Here is a 3,458-nt window from a genome sequence, read left to right on the forward strand (position 1 = left end):
GGGCGGGGGTTTCTGGCTTAGGGAGCCTGACGATTACCTACTTTCACACGGGAATCCGCACTATCATCGGCGTAGAGTCGTTTCACGGTCCTGTTCGGGATGGGAAGGGGTGGGACCGACTCGCTATGGTCATCAGGCAAAGAGGGGTGTTCTGCTGGCACGGCCAACAGAACCAATCTGGGAAGAAGCAGTAATTTAGGTTGTGTGTATCACACACGAGAATCCAACATGTCGCGCTGGATCGCAGCCGGTGCTTGCGCACGGCGCCGATCTACAAGGCAGACTTGTTATAGGATCAAGCCTTACGGGCAATTAGTATCAGTTAGCTGAACGCATTACTGCGCTTACACACCTGACCTATCAACGTCCTGGTCTCGAACGACCCTTCAAGGGGATCTAGTCCCCAGGGATATCTCATCTTAAGGCGAGTTTCCCGCTTAGATGCTTTCAGCGGTTATCTCTTCCGAACATAGCTACCCGGCGATGCCACTGGCGTGACAACCGGTACACCAGAGGTTCGTCCACTCCGGTCCTCTCGTACTAGGAGCAGCCCCCTTCAAATATCCAACGCCCACGGCAGATAGGGACCAAACTGTCTCACGACGTTTTAAACCCAGCTCACGTACCTCTTTAAATGGCGAACAGCCATACCCTTGGGACCGGCTACAGCCCCAGGATGAGATGAGCCGACATCGAGGTGCCAAACACCGCCGTCGATATGAACTCTTGGGCGGTATCAGCCTGTTATCCCCAGAGTACCTTTTATCCGTTGAGCGATGGCCCTTCCATACAGAACCACCGGATCACTATGACCTGCTTTCGCACCTGCTCGACTTGTCGGTCTCGCAGTTAAGCACGCTTATGCCATTGCACTATCAGCACGATTTCCGACCGTACCTAGCGTACCTTCGTACTCCTCCGTTACGCTTTGGGAGGAGACCGCCCCAGTCAAACTGCCTACCATGCACTGTCCCCGACCCGGATCACGGGCCAAGGTTAGAACCTCAAACAAACCAGGGTGGTATTTCAAGGACGGCTCCACCGAAACTAGCGTTCCGGTTTCATAGCCTCCCACCTATCCTACACAGATCGGTTCAAAGTCCAATGCAAAGCTACAGTAAAGGTTCATGGGGTCTTTCCGTCTAGCCGCGGGTAGATTGCATCATCACAAACACTTCAACTTCGCTGAGTCTCGGGAGGAGACAGTGTGGCCATCGTTACGCCATTCGTGCAGGTCGGAACTTACCCGACAAGGAATTTCGCTACCTTAGGACCGTTATAGTTACGGCCGCCGTTTACCGGGACTTCAATCAAGAGCTTGCACCCCATCATTTAATCTTCCGGCACCGGGCAGGCGTCACACCCTATACGTCCACTTTCGTGTTTGCAGAGTGCTGTGTTTTTATTAAACAGTCGCAGCCACCAGTTTATTGCAACCCCTTCACCCTCTGCGCGCAGGCGCATCAAGCTACAAGGGCGTACCTTATCCCGAAGTTACGGTACCAATTTGCCGAGTTCCTTCTCCCGAGTTCTCTCAAGCGCCTTAGAATACTCATCTCGCCCACCTGTGTCGGTTTGCGGTACGGTCATCGTTAGACTGAAGCTTAGAGGCTTTTCTTGGAACCACTTCCAATTGCTTCGCTCCCTAGGGAGCTCGCGCCACACCCTTGAATCCTGCGCCCGGATTTGCCTAAGCGCCTTCTCCAATGCAGCGACCGGGACTTCCAACACCCGGACAACCTTCCGCGATCCGTCCCCCCATCGCATCTAACAATGGTGCAGGAATATTGACCTGCTTCCCATCAGCTACGCATTTCTGCCTCGCCTTAGGGGCCGACTCACCCTACGCCGATGAACGTTGCGTAGGAAACCTTGGGCTTACGGCGAGGGGGCCTTTCACCCCCTTTATCGCTACTCATGTCAGCATTCGCACTTCCGATACCTCCAGCACGCTTTTCAACGCACCTTCGCAGGCTTACGGAACGCTCTCCTACCATGCGAGCAAAGCTCGCATCCGCAGCTTCGGTATATAGCTTAGCCCCGTTACATCTTCCGCGCAGGACGACTCGATCAGTGAGCTATTACGCTTTCTTTAAAGGGTGGCTGCTTCTAAGCCAACCTCCTGACTGTTTTAGCCTTCCCACTTCGTTTCCCACTTAGCTATATTTGGGGACCTTAGCTGGCGGTCTGGGTTGTTTCCCTCTTGACACCGGACGTTAGCACCCGATGTCTGTCTCCCGTGATTGCACTCTTCGGTATTCGGAGTTTGCTATGGCGGGGTAATCTGCAATAGACCCCCCAACCATGACAGTGCTCTACCCCCGAAGGTGAGACACGAGGCACTACCTAAATAGTTTTCGGAGAGAACCAGCTATTTCCAAGTTTGTTTAGCCTTTCACCCCTATCCACAGCTCATCCCCTAACTTTTCAACGTTAGTGGGTTCGGACCTCCAGTACGTGTTACCGCACCTTCATCCTGGCCATGGATAGATCACTTGGTTTCGGGTCTACGCCCAGCAACTGAACGCCCTATTCGGACTCGCTTTCGCTACGCCTGCCCTATACGGTTAAGCTTGCTACTGAACGTAAGTCGCTGACCCATTATACAAAAGGTACGCCGTCACCCCTTGCGAGGCTCCGACTGTTTGTATGCATGCGGTTTCAGGATCTATTTCACTCCCCTCCCGGGGTTCTTTTCGCCTTTCCCTCACGGTACTGGTTCACTATCGGTCGATCACGAGTATTTAGCCTTGGAGGATGGTCCCCCCATCTTCAGACAGGATTTCACGTGTCCCGCCCTACTTGTCGCACACCTAGTTCTTTCATACTGTTTTCGCCTACAGGGCTATCACCTGCTATGGCCGCACTTTCCAGAGCGTTCGGCTAACAATACAAATAAAGAGTGCAAGGCTCATCCCATTTCGCTCGCCACTACTTTGGGAATCTCGGTTGATTTCTTTTCCTGCGGTTACTTAGATGTTTCAGTTCACCGCGTTCGCTTCGCATGGCCTATGTATTCAGCCATGGATACTCCAAAAGGAGTGGGTTTCCCCATTCGGACATCTACGGATCAAAGCTCGTTTGCCAGCTCCCCGTAGCTTTTCGCAGGCTACCGCGTCCTTCATCGCCTGTGATCGCCAAGGCATCCACCACATGCACTTGTTCGCTTGACCCTATAACGAGTCTGTCTCATCGACAGTCGTTACAGGTTGAGTTCTCGCGTTGTGCCGTATTCCAATTGAGTCAAACATAGAGTTCGAATCATCTTGAGATACATCGATACAATCACAACCCGGATAACTTCCACGTCCATCTCAAGACGCTTCCGCTATCCAAATTACTTACTTCTTCCAGATTGTTAAAGAACGACAGCCGATACGTAAGACGTATCACTCTGACTGGCTCAATCGCCAATGACAAAGACTCGAACAACGCTTCGTTCGAATGCTTGTCATTGA

At 52.5% G+C, this 3,458-nt stretch carries 2 rRNA genes; both read right to left on the reverse strand.

What is annotated here, in order from left to right:
- Window positions 1-24 precede the first annotated feature (24 nt).
- Window positions 25-137: ribosomal RNA gene (gene rrf / locus DIE13_RS32340) — 5S ribosomal RNA — on the reverse strand.
- Between the two features lie 154 nt (window positions 138-291).
- Window positions 292-3,173 (reverse strand): 23S ribosomal RNA (locus tag DIE13_RS32345).
- Window positions 3,174-3,458 lie beyond the last annotated feature (285 nt).

This window comes from Burkholderia sp. Bp9016, from assembly GCF_003857765.1.
Classification (GTDB): domain Bacteria; phylum Pseudomonadota; class Gammaproteobacteria; order Burkholderiales; family Burkholderiaceae; genus Burkholderia.